Origin of the sequence: Collinsella sp. AF39-11AT, assembly GCF_003474585.1 — a bacterium.
Classification (GTDB): Bacteria; Actinomycetota; Coriobacteriia; order Coriobacteriales; family Coriobacteriaceae; genus Collinsella.
On record NZ_QROG01000014.1, the window covers coordinates 26,213 to 49,616 of the forward strand.

Genomic DNA, 23,404 nt, shown 5'->3' on the forward strand with positions numbered 1-23,404 from the left:
AGTTGGAGCCTTTTTTCATATAGGCACACAAGGTCAAAGGCGGCAGCATGATCCTCCTGGTCGACAAGATCGTGCGTTGAACGGGTGCCGCGCGCATGGTAGTATTTCACATCGTGGTTCAAAGCGTTGGAGGCTGTTCTGCCACCCCAACTGCAAGCGCCACTTTATAAGGGCTCTTGGCGCAACGGTTAGCGCAGGGGACTCATAATCCCTGGGTTCTGGGTTCGAATCCCGGAGGGCCCACCAGGTTTTTCAACAGGTCAGGCAATATGTCTGGCCTGTTTTCTTTTTCATGGCATTAGTTTTCACTTGCAAATAGCCTGCTTGCTCACTTCCGGACGCCCTCGGTCGGCTGCCTGCGATGCCGCCGCCACGAAACCGGCCCATCTACTACGTTTAACCCCGACCCCTCGACCATACCCCGTATTTCGCGAAAACCGCAGGCCGTCTACCTGCGGTTTTATTTCTGCCCGAGACGCCATGGTCGGGAGATGTCGCCCAAACGTAGTAGATGGGCCGGTTTCGTGGCGGGGATCCCGGGGGCGACCGGAGTGGAGCCTGATAGGCGGGCGGCGGCAGCGCCGCCCGCCCGCATCGGCCCCGCGGGCGCCGGTCTCCGCCGTCGCGGCCCCGCGGGACTCCGGCGCCCGCGCCCCCGGAAAGTTTTTCCAAAATTGTCCTTGCATCGTGGTCCGAGTTCCCGTATAGTACTTCTTCGCACGGGGGCGTAGCTCAGCTGGGAGAGCGCTTGACTGGCAGTCAAGAGGTCAGGGGTTCGATCCCCCTCGTCTCCACCCGAGCATTGAATGAGGCTCCAACGCAAGTTGGGGCCTTTTTTCATATTGGCACACAAGGTCAAAGGCGGCACCATGATCCTCCTGGTCGACAAGATCGAAAAAAGCTTCGGCGCACGCGTCCTCTTTAGCGGCGCGTCCTTCCAGATCAACCCCGGCGAGCGCTTCGCGCTCGTGGGCCCCAACGGCGCCGGCAAAACCACCATGCTCAAAATCATCATGGGCATCGACAGTCCCGACTCCGGCCAGGTCCAGTACGCAAAGGACTGCCAGGTGGGCTACCTAGAGCAGGAAACTAATCTGGAACAAAAGGACACCACCATCCTCGCTGAGGTCATGGCCGCCGCCAAGGAAATCCGCCGCATGGGCGAGCGCGCCAACGAGCTGCAGGCCCAGATCACTGAGCTCTCCGAACAGGGCAAGGACGTTGACGCGCTCCTTAACGAGTACGGCCAGGTCCAGGACCGCTTTGAGCACCTGGGCGGCTACGAGCTCGAGAGCAACGCCCGCAAGATCCTGACCGGCCTTGGCTTTAAGGTCACCGACTTTGAGCGCCCGTGCTCCGAGTTCTCGGGCGGCTGGCAGATGCGCATCGCGCTCGCCAAGCTCTTCCTGCGCCATCCCGACCTGCTGCTTCTGGACGAGCCCACTAACCACCTGGACCTCGAAAGCGTCCAGTGGCTGCGCGGCTTTATAGCCAACTATGACGGCGCCGTCCTCATCGTCAGCCACGACCGCGCCTTCATGGACGCTTGCGTCGACCACGTCGCCGCACTCGAAAATCGTCGCGTGACCACTTACACCGGCAACTACAGCAGCTACCTCAAGCAGCGCGAGGACAACCTTGAGCAGATGCGCGCCAAGCGCGCCGCCCAGGAGCGCGACATCGCCCACATGCAGGTCTTCGTCGACAAGTTCCGCTACAAGCCCACCAAGGCAGCCCAGGCCCAGGAGCGCATCCGCAAGATCGAGCAGATCAAAAAGGAGCTTGTCATCCTACCCGAGGGCCACAAGCACATCGACTTTAAGTTCCCTGACCCACCGCGCTCCGGCGATATGGTCGTGGGCCTGGAGGGCGTCTCCAAGTCCTACGGCAACAAACACATCTACAGCGATATCGACCTCAAGCTCTACCGCGGCGAGCACGTGGCGCTCGTCGGCCCCAACGGCGCCGGCAAGTCCACGCTCATGAAGATCATCGCCGGACTGGAGCCGCCCACCACCGGCACCCGGGACCTGGGCACCAACGTAGGCGTAGCCTACTACGCCCAGCACGCACTCGAGGGCATGACCGAGTCCAATACCGTCCTGCAAGAGATTGACACCGTCACGCCCAAGTGGACCGTGCCGCAGCAGCGCAGCCTGCTGGGCGCCTTCCTGTTTAGCGACAACGACGCAATCGAAAAGCAGGTTCGCGTCCTCTCCGGCGGCGAAAAGGCGCGTCTGGCGCTCGCCAAGATGCTCGTAGCACCCGAGGCGCTCCTGTGCCTGGACGAGCCCACCAACCACCTAGACATCGACTCGGTGGACATGCTCGAGAACGCCCTGCAAAACTTCCCCGGCACCATCGTGCTGATCAGCCACGACGAGCACCTGGTGCGCGCCGTGGCCAACCGCGTCATCGATATCCGCGACGGCAAAGTCACGGTCTACGACGGCGATTACGACTACTACCTCTACAAGCGCGAGGACCTCGCAGCCCGCGCCGCCGCCGAGGCGTCCACGGAGAGCGCGCCGGCCACGACCAAGTCCGCCAAGGCCAGCGCCGCCCAGGCCGACACCCCCGTCGCCGCCCCCAAGCCTGCCGAGGGCAAAAAGACCAAGGAGCAAAAGCGCGCCGAGGCCCAAGCCCGCGCTGCGCTCAACAAAAAGCTCAAGGGCGTGCGTAACCAGCTCAAGAAGATCGAGACGGAGCTCGACAAAAAGCGCGCCCGCTATGACGAGCTTATGGAATTGATGGCGAGCGAAGAGCTTTATGCCGATCAAGACAAGTTCAACGCCGCGCTGGGGGAATATAACGGGCTTAAGCAAGAGCTGCCCAAGCTCGAGGACGAATGGCTGGAGCTTTCCACCCAAATCGAAGAGGAGACCGCGCGTGAATTCTCGTAAGGCCGCTGCCGTGGCGATGAGCATCATCGCCATTGCTTGTCGCATCTGCGGCATCTTTATGAGCGCGATGACCGTGCTGCTGTGCTTTAGCGGCCTCACTGCCAAGCTGCAGATTGTGGGCTTCGTCGTTGAGCTTTCACGCGCACTGCCAAGCGCCATCGCCGGCTATGGCGTCATCACGTCGCCCTTTGGCGGTGTGTTCCGCCTGGATTACGCTATCGTGGCCGTCATTTTGTTTGTGGCCGATTACCTGCTCACGCGCGCCTCGCGTCGCGTCCGCTAGGGGAGCGCCATGTCCAGCAGCTACCTCATGAACCTGCTCGCCAGCGCCGTTGCCGTCATCGTGGGCATCGTGATCCACGAGAGCGCACACGCCGCCGCGGCCTGGGCGCTCGGCGACAAAACGGCCCGTTCGCGCGGCCGCGTGTCGCTCAACCCGCTTAACCATATCGACCTGTTTGGCACCATCATCCTGCCGCTGCTCATGCTCGCGGCCGGCGGCCCGGTATTCGCCTTCGCCAAACCCGTGCCCGTCTACCTCAACAACCTCAAGCACCCCAAACGCGACGAGGTCCTGGTGAGCGTGGCCGGCCCCGCGTCGAACATCGCACTCGCGTGCCTCGCGGCCGCCCTCATGCACGCGGCATATGGCAGCCTCTATACCGGCATGTCCTTTGCCACGGCGTCACAGATCATGAACTTCGGCGCCACGTTTATCGTGGTCAACCTGTCACTCGCGTTTTTTAACCTCATCCCGATCCCGCCGCTCGACGGCTCGTCGATCATCGTGCCGTTCCTCAAAGGCAAGGCGCTCGCCAACTACTACCGCCTGCAGCAATACGCCATGCCGATCCTTATCATCGTGCTGTACCTGCTGCCCATGTGGACAGGACTCGACGTGATTGGCCGCTATTTCGACGTTACCGTGTATCCACTTGCTGAGCAGCTGCTCAACTTCGCAATCGCCGGCATCTAAGGTAAACTTACAGGTCGACCGTGCAAAACGGTCGTAACATGCACCCAAACCGCGCCGCGAAGGCGCCGTCAAAGGAGGTCGAAGATGTCGTATCGCGTGTCGACGCAGGTCTACAGCGGACCTTTCGACCTGCTGCTGCAGCTGGTAACCCGACAAAAAGTAGATATCGGCGCCATCTCCATCAGCGAGGTGGCCGAGCAGTACCTTGCCGAGGTGGAGCGCATCGAGGCGCTGGACCTGGACGTGGCGAGCGACTTTCTGCTGGTCGCGGCAACTCTTTTGGACATCAAGGCCGCCTCGCTGGTGCCCCAGGAGGCCCCGCGCAAGACAGACGACGATGACGATGACGACGATGACCTCGAGGAACTCAGCGCGCTCGACGGCGACGCCCTACGCGAGGTCCTGATCCAGCGCCTGATTGCCTACAAGCAGTTTAAGGGCGCGGCGGCAGCCCTTGGCGCCCGCATGCAGGCCGAAAGCCGCATGCATCCGCGCGTGGCCGGCCCCGACCCCGAGTTCTTGGGCCTTATGCCCGACTACCTGGCCGGCATTACCCTGCGCGGCCTCGCCGTCATCTGCGCCGACCTGGACGGCAAGCGCCAGACTTTCCTGCTGGAAGCCGAGCACGTGGCACCGCATCGCGTGCCGCTCGACCTGACGGTGGCCTCGGTCGATCGCTTTACCATGGCTCACCAAACCTGCACCTTCCGCGAGCTGTTGGACGGCGATGCCACCACCGAACAGCTTGTCGTCACCTTCCTGGCCATGCTCGAGCTCGCCAAGCGCGGCTCTCTTACACTGAGCCAGGACGAGATCTTTGGAACTATTCAAATCAACCGCGTCGAGGGCGCCGAGGCATACGTGCCCGGCGAGGGCCCCGAGCTCACCGAATAGGAGCAGCAACCATGTCAACCCTTTCAACGCTGGAGGCAAACAGCCTCAAAGGCGCCCTCGAGGCGATGCTGCTGGTGTCGAGCGACCCGGTGAGTGCGCCCGCGCTCGCCGGCGCACTGGATATCGCCCCCGGCGAGTGCGCATCGCTGCTCGCCGAGCTCAAGGTTGAGTACGAGGAGGCCAACCGTGGCTTTCAGCTGCGTGAGGTCGCCGGCGGCTGGCGCCTGTTTACGCACCCCGCCTACCACGACGTGGTCGAGGCCTATGTGTTGAGCTGGGACACGCAAAAGCTGTCGCAGGCCGCGCTCGAAACACTGGCCGTCATCGCATACCACCAGCCCGTGACGCGCGAGGTGGTCAAGGGCATCCGCGGCGTCAATTCCGACGGCGTCATCGCGTCGCTCGTCGACAAAGGTCTAGTGCGCGAGCTCGGCCGCGACCCCCAGCGAGGTCAAGCCATCATCTACGGCACGACCAACGCCTTCTTGGAAAAGTTCGGTCTGCGCTCCACCCGCGACCTGCCCGACCTGGAGCAGTTTGCCCCCGACGAGCAATCGCGTCAGTTTATCCGCGAGCGCCTGAGCGGCCGCAGCATTCAGTCCACGCTCGAGGAGCAGGCCGATGACCTGGACGAAGAGCGCGAACTGCTCGATACCGATGTTGAAGATGTTGAGGCAGTCAAGGACTTGGAAACCCTGGTCGTCGACGAGACCTCGGAGGATTTGCATGACGAGGACTAACGAAGTAGGGGAGACGCGCGCCATGGGTAACGCAGTACCCGCCACCGACGCCCAGCCCGTCTATCCGCACACCATGCGCCTGCAGCGCTTTTTGGCGCGCGCGGGCGTGGCGAGCCGCCGTGGCTCGGAGGACCTAATGACCGCCGGCCGCGTGACCGTCAACGGCGAGGTCGCGACCGAGCTGGGCACCAAGGTCGATGTCGACCACGATCACATCGAGGTCGACGGCATGCCCGTCAAGCTCAACCAGGGCGCCGTGTACTTGATGCTCTACAAGCCGACCGGCTACCTCACCACCATGAGCGACCCGCAGGAGCGCCCTTGCGTGGCCGACCTGGTCCCGCGCGACCGCTTTCCGGGCCTGTTTCCAGTGGGCCGCCTGGACCGCGACACCACGGGCCTTTTGCTCTTTACCACCGACGGCGACATGTCGCAGGATCTGCTGCACCCCAGCAAGCACGTCTACAAGACCTACCAGGCGCTCGTGGACGGACGGCTGTCCGACCGCGACTTGGAACCACTCCGCAGCGGCATCGAGCTCGACGACGGCCTGTGCCAGCCGGCGATCTGCCGCGTCATCAACGCGCGCGAGGCCGAGGCCGTAGCTCCCCAGGGCGTCAAACCCGGCACCACCGCCGTGGAGGTCATAATCCGCGAGGGTCGTAAAAACCAGGTCAAGCGCATGCTGGGCAAGATTCACCATCCTGTGATCCGCCTGCACCGCTGCAACTTTGCCGGCCTTGAGCTCGAGGGCGTGGCCAAGGGCTCGTGGCGCGAGCTCACCGACCGCGAGGTGCAGATCCTTAAAAGCGGCGGCATCCCGCCCAAGCAGGCGAGCGCCAAGCGCAACGGCGGCAAGCCCCAAGACACGCCCGCCAGCCGCACGCGTCACCACGGCAGCCACGGCTCCGCACCCAAGCGCAACACCTACCGCGAGCGCTACACAGGCTAGGCAACCCGCCGCGCCCCAACGCCCGCGAACCATACCAGCACGTCAACCACCGAAAGGAAGCATTGCATGATCGTCGCCATCGACGGCCCCGCCGGTTCCGGCAAGTCCACCATCGCCAAGGAGATCGCCCGCCAGCTGGGCTTTAACAAGCTCGATACGGGAGCCATGTATCGCGCCGTCACGTTCGCCGCGCTCGACCGCGGCATCGACCTGGACGACGAGGCGGCCATCGACGCCCTCGCCGAGCAGATCGAAATCCGCTTTACCAACGGAACTGGCGAAGACACGCGCCTGACCATTGACGGCAAGGACGCCTCGGCTGCCATTCGCACCCCGCAGGTCGACGCCAACGTGTCCAAGGTCTCGGCCTACCCGGGCGTGCGCGCGGCCATGCTCATCCATCAGCGCCGCGCCGCAGAGGACCGCGATATCGTGGCCGAGGGTCGCGACATCGGAACCGTCGTGTTCCCCAACGCGCAAGTCAAGGTCTTCCTGACCGCTGACCCGCGCGAGCGCGCCCGCCGCCGCGTGCTGCAGCGCCACCAGAACGACGCCCAGCCGCTCACCACCGAGCAGCTCGAGGCCGAGGTCGACGAGACCCTCGACGCCCTCAAACAGCGCGATAAACTCGACAGCAGCCGCGAGGTCGCGCCGCTCGTTCCCGCCGAGGACGCCGTGCACGTCGACTCCACCGCCCATACCATCGACGAGGTCGTCCGCATTATCGAGGGCCTCATCAACCAAAGGAGGTAGCCCATGCGCCTGTTTAAGCAGACGCCCGAGGACTATTACAACGCCCCCTACGCCGAGTTCCCGGCGCTCATCCGCGGTACCGTCGTCGTAGTCATGGCCATCCTTTGGGCCTTCTCCAAGCTCATGTGGCGTTGGAAGGTCGAAGATGCCGATCTGCTGTTTGAGCGCCAGGACGGCCGCGGCAGCGTGGTCATCTGCAACCACACCTCGATGGCCGAGCTCTTGGCCGTGGAGACGGCGCTGTTCTTTGGGGGGCGCCGCATTCGTCCCATCTTTAAGTCCGAGTTCGCCAAGAGCAAGATTGTGCGCTGGGCCTTTAGCCGCGTTGGCGGCATCCCCGTGGAGCGTGGTACTGCCGATATGAAGTGCCTGCGCGCCGCCCAGCATGCGCTGCAACGCGGCGAGGACGTCCTGATCTTCCCCGAGGGTACGCGCATCCGCTCGCGCGAGATCAAGCCCGAGGTCCACGGCGGCTTTGCGCTCATCGCCCAGATGGGTAAGGCACCCGTCAACCCGCTCGCCATCTGCGGCTGGTCCGATATTACGCCTGCGGGCAAAAAGATCATGCGCCCCAAAAAGTGCTGGATCCGCGCCGGCAAGTCAATTTCGCTTTCCGACGCGCCTGCCGAGCTCAAGCGCAAGGAGCGCCTAGCCTGGTTTGAGTCCGAAGCCATGAGTCGCGTCTACGCCATGCGTGATGACCTGTGCGCCGAGCACCCGGGCAGGTTCTAGCCATGGACGAGGAAGTCATGAACACCGCCGAGGCTGTGCCCGGCAAGGCAGACGCCCCCACTATCGAAATCGCTGCCCACGCCGGCACCTGCTACGGCGTACAGCGTGCGCTCGATATGGCGCTGGCCGCTGCGCCGCAGGCAGGGGAGTGCACTCAGGTCCATACCTTGGGTCCGCTCATCCATAACCCGATCGTGGTACGCGAGCTCGCCGAGGCAGGCGTCGGTCTGGCCGACACCTTGGACGACGCCACGTCGGGCACTGTGATCATCCGCGCCCACGGCGTGGTGCCGCAGGTCATTGATGCCGCTCGCGAGCGTGGCCTTAACGTCGTCGACGCCACCTGCCCCTACGTGAAGAAGGTCCACGTGGCGGCCGAGCGCCTGGTGCGCGAGGGCTACCGCGTGATCGTCGTGGGCGAGCCGGGCCACCCCGAAGTCGAGGGCATCCTGGGCCACGCCGGCGATGACGCGCAGGTCGTGAGCTGCGCTGCCGATGCGGACGCGCTGTCGCTCAAGGGTAAAGTGGGCTTGGTTGTGCAGACCACCCAGACTGCGCAGAACTTGGCCGAGGTCGTGGCTGCTATCACCCCGCGCGTGCAGGAGCTGCGCGTGATCAACACCATCTGCGCCGCCACGAGTGAGCGTCAACAGGCAGCAGCCACACTTGCCAACCGCTGCGACTGCATGGTCATCGTGGGCGGCAAGAACTCGGGCAACACCCGCCGCCTGGCGCAGATTTGCGCAGACGCCTGCGAGCGCACGTATCACATCGAGGAAGCTTCTGAGCTCCAAGCCGCGTGGTTTACCGACGCTCACCACATCGGCATCACCGCCGGAGCCTCCACCCCGCAAGAACACATCGAGCGCGCCGTCGAGCGCATCAAGGAGCTTTGCCGCTAACCATGGACCAGACCGTACCCGCATACGCCGCCGAGGTGGCCGATTACGGGCGCAGCCGCGACCCCGAGCCGGGTGAGGGCGCGCTCGTAAAGAACGTGCGTCCCGAATCGCCCGCGTGGGATGTGGGTATCGAGCCGGGCATGCGCGTGCTCACGGTCAACGGTGAGGCGCTCACCGACATGATCGTATGGCTCTGGGAGGCCGACGATGATACCGTCGACCTCGAGGTTTTCGACCCGCGCGACGGCACCGTCACCCCCGTCGAGCTCGACCGCTTTCCCGGCGAGGATTGGGGTTTGGAGTTCGATGGCCCCATCTTCGACGGCATGCGTACCTGCGTCAACGCCTGCGTGTTCTGCTTTATGACCATGCTCCCCAAGGGCGGCCGCTCCACGCTCTATATTCGCGACGACGACTATCGCCTAAGCTTTTTGCAAGGCAACTTTGTCACGCTTACGAACCTCACCGACGAGGACGTGCAAAACGTCATCCAGCGCAACATGAGTCCCATGAACGTGTCGGTCCACGCTGTGAGCCCCGACGTCCGCCGTCGTATGATGGGCCGTAACGCCCAGCGAGGCATGGACGTACTCGAGACCATCATGGCCGCCGGCATCGAGATTCACGCGCAGATCGTGTTGTGCCCCGGCATGAACGACGGCGAGGAGCTGGAAAAGACCCTGCGCTTTTGCGAGGAGCACGAGCAAATCACAAGCCTGGGCATTGTGCCGCTCGGTTTTACCAAACACCAAAACCGCTTTAGCTGGTCATACAGCGACAAGCCCGAACTGGCGCGCGAGACCATTGCCATGATCCGACCGTTCCAGGACCGCGCCTATGAGCGCTTTGGCCGCCACACCTTCCAGATGAGCGACGAGTTCTATCTGGACGCCGGCATCGATCCTCCAGAGGCAGACTTTTACGACGGTTACCCGCAGTACTACGACGGCATCGGCATGATCCGCTCGTATCTAGACGAGACCGACGACGTGCTTGCCGCCTATACCGAGCGTCTGGCCCGCGTCCGCGAGGCCATCGCCGCCCGCAGCCAGCATTTGCTGTGCCTCTCGGGCGCCAGCGCACGCGACACGGTGGCCCGCTTTGTGGAGTCGCCCCAGGGACTCGCCGGCACTGTCACGGCCATCAAGAACCGCTACTTTGGCGGCAACGTGGACGTGACCGGCCTCATCGTCGCGTGTGACATCTTGGAGCAGCTGCCCCAAGATCTGTCGGGGGTTATGCTCTTTGTGCCTAAGCTCATGTTCAACGCTGACGGCATGACGCTTGACGAGTATCATCGTGACGATTTACTCGCAAGCCTTACCAGTCGCGGCGCCGAGGTTCATGTGGTATCGACCATGCCGCATGAGCTGCTCGATACCCTGGAGCATATCCTTTGCATTGTGCCTGCCGACTCTACTAATTCCGCTGACCCTACCCATTAAAGGAGAGCAGATGAAACCTATCGTCGCCGTCGTCGGACGCCCCAACGTGGGCAAGTCCACGCTCGTTAACCGCCTGGCCCAGACCTCGGACGCCATCGTCCACGAGTCCCGCGGCGTCACGCGCGACCGCTCGTATCACACGGCCGATTGGAACGGCCGCGAGTTCACCATCGTCGACACGGGCGGTATCGAGCCGCTCAAGAGCGACGATGTCTTTGCAACGTCCATCCGCGACCAGGCGCTCGCCGCCGCCGAGGAAGCCGCCGTCATCCTGTTTGTGGTCGACGGCCGCACCGGTGTCACCGAGGAGGACGAGTCGGTCGCCCGCATGCTCAAGCGCTGCGACAAGCCGGTCTTTCTGCTGGTGAACAAGCTCGACAACCCCGATCGCGAGAACGACAGCATCTGGGAGTTCTATTCGCTCGGCATCGGCGAGCCCACGCCGCTCTCGGCCCTGCATGGCCATGGCACGGGCGACCTGCTCGACGATATCGTGGCCCTGCTTCCGGAAGAAGAGGACGAGGTCGCCGACGAGTTCCCCGATGCGCTGAACGTGGCCATCATCGGCCGCCCCAACGCCGGTAAGTCCTCGCTGTTCAACCGCATCCTGGGCGCCGACCGCTCCATCGTCTCGAACATCGCCGGCACAACGCGCGACGCCATCGACACGGTCGTCGAGCGCAACGGCAAGCACTACCGCATGGTCGATACCGCGGGCATCCGTAAGAAGAGCACCGTGTACGAAAACATCGAGTACTACTCCATGGTCCGTGGCCTGCGCGCCATCGACCGCGCCGACGTGGCGCTACTCGTCGTCGACGCCTCCGTGGGCGTCACCGAGCAGGACCAAAAGGTCATGGGCTTGGCCATCGAGCGCGGCTGCGCCATCGTTGTGCTGCTCAACAAGTGGGACCTGCTCGACGACGACCGCAAGCGCGAGGCCTGCATGGAGACCGTCGACCGCCGTCTGGGCGTCATGGCTCCCTGGGCCCAGTATCTGCGCATCTCGGCCCTGACCGGCCGCAGCGTGGAGAAGATCTGGGCAATGGTCGACGCCGCCGAAAAGACGCGCTCGCAAAAGATCACTACCTCGCGCCTCAACACCTTCCTCACCGACCTGCGCGAGTTCGGCCACACCGTGGTGGACGGCAAGCGCCGCCTGCGCATGCACTACGTGACCCAGACGGGCGTCAACCCGCCGACGTTCACGTTTTTCGTCAACCACAGCGACCTGGTCAACGACACCTACCAGCGCTATGTAGAGAACCGCATGCGCTCGACCTTCGACTTTGCCGGCACGCCCATTCGACTCTTCTTTAGGAAGAAGGAACAGAAGGATGCATAATCCGATTCTGCTGACCTCCATCTGCGCCGTGGTCTCGTTCTTTATCGGGGCGATTCCGTTTGGCCTGATCTTGGGCCGTGTGTTCAACCACACGGACATTCGCAAGGCGGGCTCCGGCAACATCGGCACCACCAACGCGCTGCGCGTGGCCGGCCCCAAGGTGGCCGCACTCACGCTGCTGCTCGACTGCCTTAAGGGCGCCATCTGCGTCCTTATCGCCCGTCCGCTCATCGCCGACTTTGGCTATGGTTTTCCGCCGAGCATCATGGCGCCTGGAGCCCCCGGCGACTGGATGCTCGGCGTCATTTGCCTGGCAGCTGTATGGGGCCATATCTTCTCGCCCTACCTCAACTTCCATGGCGGCAAGGGTATCGCCGTTGGTCTGGGCGTGATCCTCGCCTGGTACTGGCCTATTGGCCTGTCGCTGCTGGGCATGTTTATCGTGGCCGTCGCCATCACCAAGTATGTGTCAGTGGGTTCGCTTGCCGCGGCCATCGGACTTCCTATCGCTGCTTGCGCGGTCTTTCCGTACAGCAGCCTGGGCCTCAAGTTATGCATGGCGATGATCGGCATCACCGTGGTGTGGGCCCATCGCTCGAATATCCAAAAGCTCATGGCCGGTAAGGAGTCCAAGCTCTCGTTTACCAAGCGCGTCACCGAGCCCGACGATAAGTAGGAGAGAGTCATGAATGTTGCGCTGATTGGCTCCGGCTCCTGGGGAACCGCCGTCGCCGGCCTTGCCGCCGCGCGAGCCGAGCGCGTGACCATGTGGGCCCACAGCGAGCAGACGGCCGCCGGCATTAACGGCGAGCACCGCAACCCGCGCTATCTGGTGGGATACGAGCTGCCGGACAACGTGGTAGCAACGACCGAGCTCGCCCGAGCGCTCGACGGTGCCGATGCGCTAATCTTTGCCGTGCCTTCCACGCACCTGCGCGACGTGTGTCACCAGGCCGCGCCCTTTATCGGCTCCGATACCCCGGTGCTCTGCCTCACCAAGGGCATTGAGCCCGAATCCGGCCTGCTTATGAGCGAGGTCATCGCCAGTGAGATCGGCAAAGAGTCGCGTGTCGCGGCGCTCTCGGGCCCCAACCATGCCGAGGAGATCTGCCGCGGCGGGCTTTCTGCCGCCGTCATCGCCAGCAAAGATCCGCAGGTAGGGGAGACCTTTAAGGACCTGCTCCTATCCACGGCCTTCCGCATCTACCTGTCGCAGGACATGACCGGCGTCGAGGTTTGCGGCGCCATGAAAAACGTCATCGCCATCGTGTGCGGCATCTCCGCCGGCTCGGGCGCGGGTGACAATACGCTTGCCCTCATCATGACGCGCGGCCTGGCCGAGATCAGCCGACTGGTGCACGCCCGCGGCGGTCAAGCCATGACCTGCATGGGGCTCGCCGGCATGGGTGACCTCATTGCCACCTGCACCTCCGAGCATTCGCGCAACCGCACCTTTGGCTACGAGTTTGCCCACGGCGTCTCGCTCGACGAGTACCAGGCACGTACGCATATGGTGGTCGAGGGCGCCGTCGCGGCCCGCAGCGTCAGTGAGCTTGCCCGTTCACTGGGCGTAGACATTCCGCTCACCTTTGCCGTGGAGCAAACGCTCTACAACGGTGTTACTTTGGATAGGGCGCTCGAGATTCTTACCGATCGCGTCCCCTCTCAAGAGTTCTACGGACTCACCGACTAGCGCAGAAAGGCTACTACCATGGGTTCCATTAAAATCGCTCCGTCCGTCCTCTCGGCCGACATGGCCAACCTCAAGGGCGAACTCGACAAGATCGCCGGCGCCGACTACGTGCACTTCGACGTCATGGACGGCCACTTTACCGGCAACCTCACCTTTGGCGTTGACATCCTCAAGGCCGTCAAGCGCTCCACCAATGTACCGGTCGACGCGCACCTCATGGTGTCGAACCCCGACGAGACGGTCGATTGGTACGCCGACGCCGGTGCCGACATGATCACCGTCCACTACGAGGCTTCCACGCACCTGCACCGCACGCTCACCCATCTACAGCAGCGCGGCGTTAAGGCCGGCGTGGTGCTCAACCCCGCCACCCCCGTGTGCGTGCTCGAGAGCATCATCGACGTCGTCGATATGGTGCTGCTCATGAGCGTGAACCCGGGCTTTGGCGGTCAGAGCTTTATCCCAGGCACCATCGCTAAGCTCCACGAGCTCAGGGCCATGTGCGAGCGTCACGGCGTTTCGCCCCTCATCGAGGTCGACGGTGGCATTTCTTCCAAGAACATTGTCGAGGTCGTCAAGGCCGGCGCCAACGTGCTCGTGGCCGGTTCTGCCGTATTTAAGTCCGAAGATCCCGCTGCCGAGGTTGCGCTGCTGCAGAAGCTGGGCAACGAGGCCGCACAGGAGGCATAAACCCTTATGACCGCAGGTCAAAACCGCATACCCGTGAATCTTGACTATGCCGCCTCGACGCCCATGCGCGCCGAGGCGCTCCTTGCGCAGCGCGAATACGACGACAGCGAGCTTGCCGGCGTCAACCCCAACTCGCTGCATTCGCTCGGCCGCAAGGCTGCCACGCGTCTGGAGGTTGCACGTCGCGAGATCGCCCGCAGCTTTGGCGCGCGCGTCCGCCCGTCCGAGATTGTACTGACCAACGGCGGCACCGAAGCCAACCAGCTGGCGCTGCTCGGTCTTGCCGAGGGCGCTCGTCAGCGCGATCGCAAGCGCAATCGTGTAATCGTTTCGGCCATCGAGCACGATTCGATTCTGGACAACCTGCCGTTGCTGCGTGCCGCCGGCTTTACCGTCGACCTGGTGAAGCCCTGCCGCATGGGCTACATTGAGCCTGCCACGCTTGTCGAGCTGCTAGGCGACGACGTGGCGCTCGTGAGCATTATGGTCGCCAACAACGAGACCGGCGTGGTGCAGCCCATCCGCGAGCTTGCCGCGGCCACGCATACCGTTGGCGCCCTGTTCCACACCGATGCCATCCAGGGGTATCTGCATATTCCGCTCGATGTCACCGAGCTGGGCGTCGACGCCATGTCCGTCGCAGCCCACAAGATTGGCGGTCCCGTGGCATCTGGCGCACTCTACCTTAAGAGCCGCACGCCGCTGCGCCCGCGCATCTTTGGCGGCGGACAGGAGGCCGGTCGTCGTGCCGGCACGCAAGACCTGCGAACGCAGCTCGCCTTTGCCGCCGCCGCCTCATCTCTGACGCCCCATGTGGCTCAGGAGCGCGCGAAGCTGCAAGCCCTTTCCGACAAGCTCTACGCCACGCTTACGGCTCATCCGCGTATTCATGCCACCATGGGCGACTACGCACAGGCCGATCGCCTGCCGGGCATGGTGTCGATCTACGTTGATGGCATGGACTCCGAGGAGCTCATCGTCAAGCTCGATGCCGCCGGCTTTGAGGTTTCGGCCGGCTCGGCGTGCTCGAGCGGCAGCATGGACCCGAGCCATGTGCTCAGCGCCATGGGCATTGGTCGCGAGCAGGCACTAGGTGCACTGCGCATTTCCTTTGACGACCGCGTGAATCCGGACGATCTGGACGAGTTTGCCCAGACGCTGCTCTCGATCGCAGGTGCCGCATGATCGTCGCCGAGCTCGAGCGCGCGCTACTGGCACGCTATCCCAAGACGGACACCGAGCCCTGGGACCACGTAGGACTCTCCGTTGGCGATCCGGCCGCGGAGATCACCGGCGTTGCCTGCGCACTCGATGCGACTGAGGCTAATGTTCGCCGCGCCCAAGAAGCAAGCGCCAACGTGCTGCTGACGCATCATCCCATATACATCAAGGCACCCGAGGCCTTTTGTCCGGCGGATGCCACACGACCCCAGTGCAGTACGGCCCTCTACGAGGCTGCCCGCTGCGGGGTGAGCATTATCTCGCTCCACACCAACCTGGACCGCTCGCACGAAGCCCGTGTCTGCCTGAGCAAGCTGCTGGGTGCCGCACCCGTGAGCTCACTGGAGCACGTGGACGACCCCGAGGCCACCGGCCTGGGCGCACTTGCAACGCTCAACGACCCGTGCACGCTGCGCGATCTTGCCACCCGTGCTGCCACGGCCTTTGGCAGCGACCCGCGTGTGTGGGGCAAAGCTGATCGCCCGTGCCGCACCGTCGCCATTTTGGGCGGCTCCCTGGGCGACTTCGGAGAGCTCGCCATCGCCGCGGGCGCAGATGTTGTCGTGACGGGCGAGGCGGGCTACCACGTGGCGCAAGACCTTGCCTTGCGCGGGCTGCCGGTGATCTTGCTCGGCCACGACCGCTCCGAGGAGCCGTTCGTTGATATATTGATGAACTCTGCAGTTGACGCCGGGGCCGACCCCCGTCATGCGATTAAAATACTGAACCCTTGCCAATGGTGGACTGTGACAAAAGGAGAGAACTTATGAGCGCCGGCGCTACGCTACTCAAGCTGCAACAGATCGATTTGGAGCTCGCCCGCAACAAGAGCGAACTTGCCAATATGCCGGAGCTCAAGGAGCTCGCTTCCAAGCGCAAGACCTACGTTAAGCTCAAGGCCGAAATGACCAGGCTCTACGCCCAACGCAAGGACCTGGATATTGAGCTCGACGATCTCAACACCACCGAGATCCAGACCAATAACGCCATCGAGGCCGCCAAGAAGCGCCATGTCGACGGCTCTGACTATCGCGAGGTTCAGGACCTGGAGAACGAGCTCGCTACCCTGGCCAAGCGTCTGGACAAGATTGAGCACACCCGCAAGGACGTCGTTGTCGCCCACAAAGAGGCGCTCGACCGCGAGACCCGCGCGCAGGCAATCATCGCCAAGTTCGAAGAGGGCGTGAAGGCCGATACCAAGGCCGCCCGCGCCAAGGCTGCCGACCTGCAGGCTCAGATCGAAGCCGCCACTAAGGAGCGCACCGCGCTGGCCGCCACGCTGCCGGCCGACGTGCTCACCGACTACGAGCGTCTGCTCAAGCAGTTCCGCGGCTTGGCCGTCGAGACCATCCAGGGCAACATCCCCACGGTCTGCCACACCGCGCTGCAGGCATCGTCCATGAGCGACCTCAACCACGACGGCAGTGAGATTACGCACTGCCCGTACTGCCACCGCCTGCTGGTGCTCCCGAGCAAGGAAGCTTAAACGATGGCGGCACCCAACAATTCAATGCAACTTGAGGGAAAAACGATCCTGCTGGGCATTACCGGCGGGATCGCCGCCTATAAGTCGTGCAATATCGTGCGCCTGCTCCAAAAGCGCGGCGCGCACGTCAAGGTCGTCATGAGCGAGCATGCCACTGAGTTTGTGGGGCCGCTCACCTTCCGCGCGCTCACCAATGAGCCGGTCGCGGTTGGGCTATTCGACGACCCGTCTGACCCCATCCACCATATCTCGCTGGCGCAGGAGCCCGACTTGGTGGTCGTGGCGCCCGCGACGGCCAATATCATCGCCAAGATGGCCAACGGCATCGCCGATGACCTCATCTCCACAACGCTGCTTGCGACACCGCGGCCCGTCGTGATCGCGCCGGCCATGAACAATGGCATGTGGAAGGCGTCGGCCACGCAGGCCAATATGGCCACGCTGTGCGAGCGCGGCGTCCACGTGGTGGGACCCGGCAGTGGCTACCTTGCCTGCGGCGACGTGGACACGGGGCGCATGAGCGAACCCGAGGAAGTCGTCGAGGCCGTCTGCGAGGTGCTCAATCCCGTGCAACAAGACCTGGCGGGCAAGCGCATCGTCATTACCGCCGGCCCCACGCATGAGCCGATTGACCCCGTGCGCTTCATTGGCAACCGTTCTTCGGGCAAGATGGGTATCGCCCTGGCGGGGGAGGCCGCACGTCGCGGTGTCGCCGTCACGCTCGTGCTGGGACCGACATCGCTCGACGTTCCCCACGGCGTGGAGTGCGTGCGCGTGCAGACCGCCGCAGAGATGCTGCAGGCGGCGTTAAACGCCTTTCAGACGGCCGATGCGGCCATTTGCGCGGCCGCCGTCGCCGACTACACACCCGCGGCCCCTGCCGACCATAAGCTCAAAAAGGCCAACGAGCGCTTGGATCGCATCGAACTGGTCGAGACGGTCGATATTTTGGCTGAGCTCTCGCGCCAGAAGGGCGAGCGCCGTGTGATCGGATTTGCAGCCGAGACCGATAACGTCGTGGAGTACGCTGAGCGCAAACTTGCCCGCAAGGGCTGCGATGCAATCATCGCCAACGATGTCTCGCGCGCCGATTCGGGCTTTGGAACCGATACCAACAAGGCCTGGATTGTGAGCACAGCGGGTACACAGGAACTTCCCGTACTAACAAAACCCCAGCTCGCGGATACAATTTTGGACTTGCTCAAAAATATTTAAAAAAGTTCTTGCGCAAGGCCAAAGTTTCGGGTTAATATACTCCCTGTTGCGAGCGAGAGCAGAGCAACAAACAAAAGCTTCGGGACGTGGCGCAGCTTGGTAGCGCACTTGACTGGGGGTCAAGGGGTCGCTGGTTCGAATCCAGTCGTCCCGACCAGAAGTTTGCAGGTCAGGCACCTAGTGCCTGACCTTTTTTGTTTTAAGCAATTGCTTAATTTTAAGTAAGCAACAGGGTGTCAAAAATCTACCTGCGCGATACTCGCTTTTTGCGGCTACTTGCGCGTTTTGCACACGCTTGAGCCGATTTATTAACGCGATATGAATCTACATACGCGTAGCTGGTATGCAGCCGAGTACAGGCTGTATTTATCGCGGCGATTAACACAGATATAGCGACTATAACGGACAAGCGTGTCGCTGTATTTATTCCAGTAGTTCACTTGATCGGTGGACAAGTGGGCTGTTGCAACGAAACGCCAAGCAGGATGGGCTCTATACGAGGACGCCGCAGGGTAATGGCGGGGGAGTGCGGCGGGCGCTCTGAGAGCCGCTGTGTAACCCCATTTCCCCTCAACCCGACTACCTGTGCCACGAACATCAGACCGTTCGAGTAACCGCCAAAAGAAAAGCCCGCGCGAAGTTGCGCAGGCTTTTCGCTAGACAAGCTAGAAGACAGGCTAGAAGCACCAAGCGGGGCAGACGCAAAGCGAAGCGCTCGCGTCGTCGCCACGCGACGGCCTGCCAGTACCGGTGACGTCGAGGAAGTACGCAGAAAGTTTCGGTAACACCGAACGCTCCCACCATAAGCTGCTAATGGCAATGGCAGAGTTGGGATTATCGTTATTCGTCACCTTGCCCTTGAAGGCCTCGTACTGGCTACCCTCGGAGGAACTCCAGGGGTAGTCAGAGGCCCAAAGGGAAGTGAAATCGGAGGTCCAATGGGAGGTGCAGGGCGCGATCTCGGAGTAGCTGAGAAGGAACAGCCTGTCCGAGGTCGCGGTTACGGCGGCGTTCTTATCGATTCCGCCGACGTTGTTCGTGAGCTTCCTGACGGTCTTCACCTTGGACTGGAAATCGGGCGGCATGAGGCTCCAGATCTCGCCGGAGTTCATCTTCGCACGGAGCTCCGACTTCTCCCAGCCACCGGCGTTGGTGTCGGTGGCGTTCATGCGGGGCGAAATACCCGTCGAGGTGGTGAGGAACGTCAGCCCCGCCTAGCCCGAGCCGTCGGCCAAATCGTCATGGTTGATGCCGATGATGCGGTATTCGAGCGTCTTCCCATCGGTGAGCTTCATCGTGAACTTGGTGCCGGCATCCATGGCGGCCTTCGCCTTGGCGTAGGCGGGAGACGCCTTGCCCTTCGTGGCGATGTCCTCTGCCACGGCCTTCTGCTCACCGAGCGTCCAGTCCTTCGCGTCCTTGGCGATGGCCGCCTGGACGGTCGCGGAATCGGCCCCTGTGGAGCCGCCACCGGATGTTCCACCGTCCTCGACGCCACCGGTCGCCCCGCTGTTCACCGTGTTGCCGACCAGGTTGAACTGGTTTCGGATGGCCCCGGCCACGCTGGGTCCCGCGAACACGATCACCAGGCCGATGACCGCGATAATCAGGACGTACTCGATGATAGATTGTCCACGAAGGCGGATACCTCTAGGAGATACCCCCCCCCCCGAAGGTTAATTGCCGCTGCATGCATATGCGACTCCCTTCGCTCAGGGTGAATAGAAACGGCTTGAGCGTAGGACTATTCCAAAAGGTTGCGCTGGACTTGCCGCAGCGGCAAAGAGTAATTAGCCCAACGTCTGCGCAGATTAACCGACCGCTCACACAATCGAATTTGTTGCTCAACAAATCCGCAGGTGAGGACAGCAGAATTGGTGTTACCGGAAGTTACGGAGGACCGCCGGTGTCGAGGCGGGCGGTCGAGAAGAAGGGACCAAAAATGAGAAGCCTGGAGCTGATAATCTTCTTCCTGCCTCTCTTGGCGATCGCCGCCAACATCTGCGGCGTAGCGGAGCTCGTTAAGATTGCCAGGGCCAAGGGGCATTACACCAATGGCGCGGGAATCCTCTGGTTCATCGGCCTTTTCGGCACCGCGCTCATGGTCGGCCTGATCGTCTGCGCTCCGCCCGACCGAGCGGCACCGGCGCCCAGCGCACAAAGGGACGAAGACGCCCTGCCCGAGGTGTAGTAATGTCGAAATACAAGATAGCCTACCGCGACGCCAACCCCTCCTGGCAGGAGCTTTGCCCTGTCAGGATGTTAGCCATCCAAGTCTCCAGAGACACCGAGACGGGAGCCTGCTTCCTCCAAACAAAGATCGTCAACGTATCGACGAAACCCATCAGCCGCATAGAGTTCACTGTCGGGCTCGAGGGCGAGGGAGGGGAGACGGAGACCGTCGACTTCTCGCTCCTAGATGCCGACCTGCCCGCCGGCGAGGTGCTCAGGCCCAAGGCGGCGAGAATCAAGCTGTCTGTTATCACCGGCTCGCGTGCCGTTGTGACCCGAGCGGACGGCGAGACCTCCTTCGGCGACCCGATCGACATCGATAGCCCCGCGCCACTCGCACTCAACGGGGTCGAGGAGTCGGAACGCGATGTCCTGCTCTCCGAGATGGGGGCCGATACCTTCAAATGCGCGGGCGTCCATTCCGAACACGACGGGTGGTGGCAGTGCGGCTGCGGTGCGGTGAACCTCAAGCGCGGTACCTGCTGGAACTGCGGCGCCGTGCGCGAGAAAATGGCGGATCTGGAAGATGCCGCGTTCCTGGATGAATCCAGAAGGGACAGGGTCTACAAGACGAGCGTCGCGATACTCGAGAAGGGCAACAGGAAGGAAGCTGAAGCCGCCAAGGAGAGCCTCGAGAGGCTGGCCGAGCAGGGCTACGGGGATTCGGGCGAGAAGGCAAGAGAGGCCGGCATGAAGATTGCGAACCTCTCGAAAAGGAGGAAGAAGATAGCCGTCGCGGGCCTTGGAAAGGATTACGCCGGGGACGTTCTTGTTGGAGTCGCTATGCAGTGTATTCGGGCTGATGTTCCAGTCGGAACAATCCAGATGGAGACTCCGACACTGCTCGGACATTCCCGTTAAGTCATATACAGCACTGAAATCGCACTTGGCACCGAGACCAGTTACGTCCACATCCGCGTCCGGAACGAATCGAAGCGGTATCCCGTTTCAAAACGTATGCGTTTCACCATGAGAGAGGGATCTGTCATGAGCTGGAAACCGAGAAAATGCGTTATCGCTTTACTGACTCTGGCGACTCTGACGTGTTTCGCCGCCTTAATCGCCGTCAATATCAAACCGCAACACGATGCTTATCCCTCATCTTTTTCCATTAAAATGGGCCAAAATTTCAGCCTCGGCCGAAACGTGAATTATTTTAACAAGCTAAAACCTAATGAGGAAAATATCTTGATGTTCTGGGCATCGTGGTGTCAGCACTGCGAATCTCTCATAGAAGATATGCAACAACTTGATAATTTCGCAGCCTTAAGGAAGAACCTTTTCACTGTTTCCGAGGACAGCACAATTGAAGAAGCCTCGGTCCATGAAGGAGACTTTCCCATATACATAGATTAAGATAAGACCGTGTATGACCAATATGAACTTGAGCATATTCCGTCCATATTCATACTGGATGATCAAGGAAACATCATCGGCTTATCCGAAGGAGAGGAAGAACCTCTTGCCTTATTAAAGAAATACGCCAAATACAACGGATATAAAGCGGAAGGAGGCGACATCAAGTAACTATCAAAGGCCAGATTAAGGAGCCAGCCATGAAGAAATGCCTGCTCTCCATCGTCTCAGCAGCTCTTTGCCTCTCCCTTGTCATGACACCATTTGTGCCCGTTGCGGCAGCCTATGCCGACGAGGGGTCTCCCGCCGAGAGCAGCGAAATCTACGTCGGAGACAACTACGACGAAAATTACGATATATCCCTTTTTGAGCGCGGACGCTGCACGGATTCATATTCCAAGGCGTGGTGCGATTCTCACGGATTTGCAAATAACCGCACCGTCCCTCACAAGGTCAAGCTGAACGTGAAGGAGGAGTCTTGCCTGCGCGATCCCTACCTTGCTGGCACCGCTGAAGTTATCGCCGGTCTCGTGACAACCGGTCCTGGCGGCGGCTTGTTTGCAACCGCAATGACATCGTGCCGACTTTTCACTTGCATGTTCTAAAAGGAGGTTGCCATGCTGTCGCAAAATCAATCGAGATACTTGACCACAATCGGCTTTGCCCTGCTTGCATTACTCTTTGCTAGCGACCTTTTGCTGAAACCGCCCAAGGAACTCGTTTTGCTTGCCATAGACTGCCTTTCCGCCCTTTACTTTACGGCAACCCTATTCGTCGGACTAAAGGAGAGGAAAAAAGGCGCAGTCGTCGCATCCGCCGTATGCTTGATCATAATCATTGCATCATTCTTTATCTGACACGTTGGTGATTTAGGGGCGATATCGTAGGAATACGACCGGGAGAGTCGGGACCAGATTGCCCGGGTTGCCCGGTCGGCTCGCGCGACGGTGCGGCGGTTCCACAGAAAGCTCTCCGGACTTCACGCCGTTTCTGATCGCATTGTAGACAGCCATCTCGTCTTCGCAGTCGGCGAGCACGCGGTGTGCGTCGTCGTTTTGGATGTCCAGTAAATCTCGAAGGTCCTCCATGCACCAGCGTCCGAGATTTGGCCATGCGCGTTGCGCGAGCTGATAAGTGTCGATTGCGATGTTGTAGTTAAAGTCCAAGCCAATGCCGTCCCAGGCAGAACGGCTTTGTTTCCTTGATTATCAACTTCATCCGGACACTTCCCGCATTCATCCGTGTGTGTACGGATGAATGCGGGGTTCAATACCCCGGCGGTCTGATCGGCAGGCCGCCGGGAACTCTCACTCCTCGATAAAAGCCGGCACCCGGTTAGTCCTGCGCATCTTGAAATTGCCATTTTCGTGGGAGACGTAGAGGATGCCGTCCATCCCGTCTCGCGATGCATATGAAAGGTGAACAGAACCGCAATCCGCTCCATCATTGTCGAGAAGATCGAACGAATTCGGGTCGCTCGTTGCGGCCAAACGACCACTCATACAAGAACCATCGTCATTACAGATTTGCCATTCCATGTCTTCGCCTGCAAGAATCGCCATAGACGGCCTGGTCGCGCCATCGTTGACATACATCCCGTCTATGCCAAACCCATTTTCAGCGCCATCGATGAACGACTGCTCGGACCTATACCTCGCAAATGATGCACATAGCACCATTGCAAGACAAAGTACAAAGCCAACAATCGCTATCTTTGCATAGCTCTTGCCTATCATGTCATTCATCTCCCTCGTATGTATCGAGGTATTCCTGCTTGAGCGTCTGCGAGGACGACTCGATCTTTTCCACGAGCGTGCCGGCCTCGATGAAGTAGAACGAGTTGGTGAGGTCTGCCAGGTCGTCGAGCAG

At 61.5% G+C, this 23,404-nt stretch carries 28 protein-coding genes and 3 tRNA genes; 27 read left to right on the plus strand and 4 right to left on the minus strand.

Features of this window, described 5'->3' with window-relative positions:
- Positions 1–170 precede the first annotated feature (170 nt).
- From DW037_RS06855 to DW037_RS06955, 21 genes are all read left to right on the plus strand, one after another.
- Positions 171–246 (plus strand) — tRNA-Ile (locus DW037_RS06855).
- A 475-nt stretch (positions 247–721) separates the two neighbouring features.
- Positions 722–794 (plus strand) — tRNA-Ala (locus DW037_RS06860).
- A 75-nt stretch (positions 795–869) separates the two neighbouring features.
- Complete coding sequence (locus DW037_RS06865; RefSeq protein ID WP_118373053.1) at positions 870–2,903, plus strand: ABC-F family ATP-binding cassette domain-containing protein; 2,034 nt, start codon at positions 870–872, stop codon at positions 2,901–2,903.
- Positions 2,890–3,186: a hypothetical protein gene (locus tag DW037_RS06870; RefSeq protein WP_164473297.1), complete on the plus strand. Its 297-nt coding sequence runs from the start codon at positions 2,890–2,892 to the stop codon at positions 3,184–3,186. The genes DW037_RS06865 and DW037_RS06870 overlap by 14 nt, the downstream gene beginning before the upstream one ends.
- A 9-nt stretch (positions 3,187–3,195) precedes the next feature.
- Positions 3,196–3,879, plus strand: a complete 684-nt coding sequence (locus tag DW037_RS06875) for a site-2 protease family protein (protein WP_117629377.1) — start codon at positions 3,196–3,198, stop codon at positions 3,877–3,879.
- A gap of 84 nt (positions 3,880–3,963) precedes the next feature.
- On the plus strand, positions 3,964–4,773 hold the full coding sequence (locus DW037_RS06880; protein WP_117629378.1) for a ScpA family protein: 810 nt from the start codon (positions 3,964–3,966) through the stop codon (positions 4,771–4,773).
- 11 nt (positions 4,774–4,784) lie between these two features.
- On the plus strand, positions 4,785–5,513 hold the full coding sequence (gene scpB / locus DW037_RS06885) for an SMC-Scp complex subunit ScpB (RefSeq protein ID WP_117629379.1): 729 nt from the start codon (positions 4,785–4,787) through the stop codon (positions 5,511–5,513).
- 22 nt (positions 5,514–5,535) lie between these two features.
- Positions 5,536–6,465, plus strand: a complete 930-nt coding sequence (locus DW037_RS06890; RefSeq protein ID WP_117629380.1) for a pseudouridine synthase — start codon at positions 5,536–5,538, stop codon at positions 6,463–6,465.
- A gap of 66 nt (positions 6,466–6,531) precedes the next feature.
- Positions 6,532–7,218, plus strand: a complete 687-nt coding sequence (gene cmk, locus DW037_RS06895; protein ID WP_117629381.1) for a (d)CMP kinase — start codon at positions 6,532–6,534, stop codon at positions 7,216–7,218.
- A gap of 3 nt (positions 7,219–7,221) precedes the next feature.
- Positions 7,222–7,950 (plus strand): lysophospholipid acyltransferase family protein, encoded by a 729-nt coding sequence (locus DW037_RS06900; RefSeq protein ID WP_117629382.1) that lies wholly within the window; start codon positions 7,222–7,224, stop codon positions 7,948–7,950.
- A gap of 2 nt (positions 7,951–7,952) precedes the next feature.
- On the plus strand, positions 7,953–8,852 hold the full coding sequence (locus DW037_RS06905) for a 4-hydroxy-3-methylbut-2-enyl diphosphate reductase (protein ID WP_233505669.1): 900 nt from the start codon (positions 7,953–7,955) through the stop codon (positions 8,850–8,852).
- A 2-nt stretch (positions 8,853–8,854) separates the two neighbouring features.
- Positions 8,855–10,297 (plus strand): DUF512 domain-containing protein, encoded by a 1,443-nt coding sequence (locus tag DW037_RS06910; RefSeq protein ID WP_117629384.1) that lies wholly within the window; start codon positions 8,855–8,857, stop codon positions 10,295–10,297.
- A gap of 10 nt (positions 10,298–10,307) precedes the next feature.
- The gene (gene der, locus DW037_RS06915) at positions 10,308–11,642 is read left to right on the plus strand and encodes a ribosome biogenesis GTPase Der (RefSeq protein WP_117629385.1); all 1,335 of its coding nucleotides are present in this window, start codon (positions 10,308–10,310) and stop codon (positions 11,640–11,642) included.
- A complete protein-coding gene (gene plsY / locus DW037_RS06920; protein WP_117629386.1) occupies positions 11,635–12,318 on the plus strand; it encodes a glycerol-3-phosphate 1-O-acyltransferase PlsY in 684 nt (227 codons plus the stop codon). The genes der and plsY overlap by 8 nt, the downstream gene beginning before the upstream one ends.
- Positions 12,319–12,327: 9 nt before the next feature.
- On the plus strand, positions 12,328–13,335 hold the full coding sequence (locus DW037_RS06925) for an NAD(P)H-dependent glycerol-3-phosphate dehydrogenase (RefSeq protein WP_117629387.1): 1,008 nt from the start codon (positions 12,328–12,330) through the stop codon (positions 13,333–13,335).
- 18 nt (positions 13,336–13,353) lie between these two features.
- A complete protein-coding gene (gene rpe / locus DW037_RS06930) occupies positions 13,354–14,025 on the plus strand; it encodes a ribulose-phosphate 3-epimerase (RefSeq protein WP_117583169.1) in 672 nt (223 codons plus the stop codon).
- 6 nt (positions 14,026–14,031) lie between these two features.
- On the plus strand, positions 14,032–15,210 hold the full coding sequence (locus DW037_RS06935) for a cysteine desulfurase family protein (protein ID WP_117629388.1): 1,179 nt from the start codon (positions 14,032–14,034) through the stop codon (positions 15,208–15,210).
- Positions 15,207–16,016: a Nif3-like dinuclear metal center hexameric protein gene (locus tag DW037_RS06940; RefSeq protein WP_117629389.1), complete on the plus strand. Its 810-nt coding sequence runs from the start codon at positions 15,207–15,209 to the stop codon at positions 16,014–16,016. The genes DW037_RS06935 and DW037_RS06940 overlap by 4 nt, the downstream gene beginning before the upstream one ends.
- Positions 16,013–16,732, plus strand: coding sequence for a zinc ribbon domain-containing protein (locus DW037_RS06945; protein ID WP_117583172.1), 720 nt, complete (start codon positions 16,013–16,015; stop codon positions 16,730–16,732). Before DW037_RS06940 ends, DW037_RS06945 begins: the two co-directional genes overlap by 4 nt.
- 3 nt (positions 16,733–16,735) lie before the next feature.
- Complete coding sequence (gene coaBC / locus DW037_RS06950) at positions 16,736–17,947, plus strand: bifunctional phosphopantothenoylcysteine decarboxylase/phosphopantothenate--cysteine ligase CoaBC (RefSeq protein WP_233505670.1); 1,212 nt, start codon at positions 16,736–16,738, stop codon at positions 17,945–17,947.
- 80 nt (positions 17,948–18,027) lie between these two features.
- A tRNA-Pro gene (locus DW037_RS06955) sits at positions 18,028–18,104 on the plus strand.
- A gap of 520 nt (positions 18,105–18,624) precedes the next feature.
- Here DW037_RS06955 and DW037_RS06960 read toward each other — a convergent pair.
- Together DW037_RS06960 and DW037_RS06965 are read right to left on the minus strand one after the other, a co-directional pair.
- Complete coding sequence (locus tag DW037_RS06960; protein WP_255413151.1) at positions 18,625–19,155, minus strand: DUF6273 domain-containing protein; 531 nt, start codon at positions 19,153–19,155, stop codon at positions 18,625–18,627.
- A gap of 6 nt (positions 19,156–19,161) precedes the next feature.
- Positions 19,162–19,509, minus strand: coding sequence for a hypothetical protein (locus tag DW037_RS06965; RefSeq protein ID WP_147325200.1), 348 nt, complete (start codon positions 19,507–19,509; stop codon positions 19,162–19,164).
- A 380-nt stretch (positions 19,510–19,889) separates the two neighbouring features.
- On the opposite strand from DW037_RS06965, the gene DW037_RS06970 reads away from it, so the two are divergent.
- From DW037_RS06970 to DW037_RS06990, 6 genes are all read left to right on the plus strand, one after another.
- A complete protein-coding gene (locus DW037_RS06970; RefSeq protein ID WP_117629392.1) occupies positions 19,890–20,138 on the plus strand; it encodes a hypothetical protein in 249 nt (82 codons plus the stop codon).
- A gap of 2 nt (positions 20,139–20,140) precedes the next feature.
- Positions 20,141–21,040 (plus strand): hypothetical protein, encoded by a 900-nt coding sequence (locus DW037_RS06975; protein WP_117629393.1) that lies wholly within the window; start codon positions 20,141–20,143, stop codon positions 21,038–21,040.
- A gap of 126 nt (positions 21,041–21,166) precedes the next feature.
- Positions 21,167–21,535 carry a hypothetical protein gene (locus tag DW037_RS06980; RefSeq protein ID WP_117629394.1) on the plus strand — a complete coding sequence of 123 codons (369 nt, stop codon included), beginning with the start codon at positions 21,167–21,169 and terminating at the stop codon, positions 21,533–21,535.
- 9 nt (positions 21,536–21,544) lie between these two features.
- Positions 21,545–21,706: a hypothetical protein gene (locus DW037_RS10620; protein WP_158571959.1), complete on the plus strand. Its 162-nt coding sequence runs from the start codon at positions 21,545–21,547 to the stop codon at positions 21,704–21,706.
- Positions 21,707–21,735: 29 nt separating this feature from the next.
- Complete coding sequence (locus DW037_RS06985; RefSeq protein ID WP_117629395.1) at positions 21,736–22,140, plus strand: hypothetical protein; 405 nt, start codon at positions 21,736–21,738, stop codon at positions 22,138–22,140.
- Positions 22,141–22,152: 12 nt separating this feature from the next.
- Positions 22,153–22,392, plus strand: coding sequence for a hypothetical protein (locus DW037_RS06990; protein ID WP_117629396.1), 240 nt, complete (start codon positions 22,153–22,155; stop codon positions 22,390–22,392).
- Between the two features lie 12 nt (positions 22,393–22,404).
- Here the strand turns inward: DW037_RS06990 and DW037_RS06995 are convergent, their stop codons facing one another.
- Together DW037_RS06995 and DW037_RS07000 are read right to left on the minus strand one after the other, a co-directional pair.
- Entirely contained in the window at positions 22,405–22,701 is a 297-nt protein-coding gene (locus tag DW037_RS06995) for a hypothetical protein (protein WP_117629397.1), read from the minus strand.
- Positions 22,702–22,842: 141 nt separating this feature from the next.
- Positions 22,843–23,271 (minus strand): hypothetical protein, encoded by a 429-nt coding sequence (locus DW037_RS07000; protein ID WP_117629398.1) that lies wholly within the window; start codon positions 23,269–23,271, stop codon positions 22,843–22,845.
- Between the last annotated feature and the right edge of the window lie 133 nt (positions 23,272–23,404).